This window comes from Patiriisocius hiemis (assembly GCF_031846325.1).
Taxonomy (GTDB): Bacteria; Bacteroidota; Bacteroidia; order Flavobacteriales; family Flavobacteriaceae; genus Patiriisocius_A; species Patiriisocius_A hiemis.
This window is the reverse complement of the sequence record NZ_JAVRHZ010000028.1, coordinates 1-357: the sequence shown is the minus strand read 5'-3', so window position 1 is coordinate 357 and position 357 is coordinate 1. Positions and strand designations below refer to the sequence as shown.

At 44.3% G+C, this 357-nt stretch carries 1 protein-coding gene; it reads left to right on the top strand.

Translation table 11 applies throughout. The annotated features are described in order from the left end of the window. The coding region (locus tag RM538_RS13400; RefSeq protein WP_311333945.1) for a hypothetical protein at window positions 1-357 on the top strand (357 nt) is incomplete at both ends.

Here is a 357-nt window from a genome sequence, read left to right as displayed (position 1 = left end):
GATACCGTTACCTATACCTTAGTAGTAAGTAACTCAGGTCCAGATACAGCCAACAACGTAGTTGTAACAGATACACCAACCAACCTAACGATACAAACCATAAGTGCTCCTTGCGCAGGAGGCTTCCCATGTACAATACCAAGTATTGCTTCGGGCACTCCAGCCAATGACGTTGCCATTACGGTAACTGCTACGATAGACGGAGGAGGTGCATTTGATAATGCAGCTTCCGTAAGTGCAGATGAGATAGACAATAATGCAGCAAACGATAGTGATAATGATGGTGCTGTGGCAGCGGCTGTAGCTGATGTAGGAATAACTAAAACCTTAACAAATACGAGTCCTTATCAAACAGGA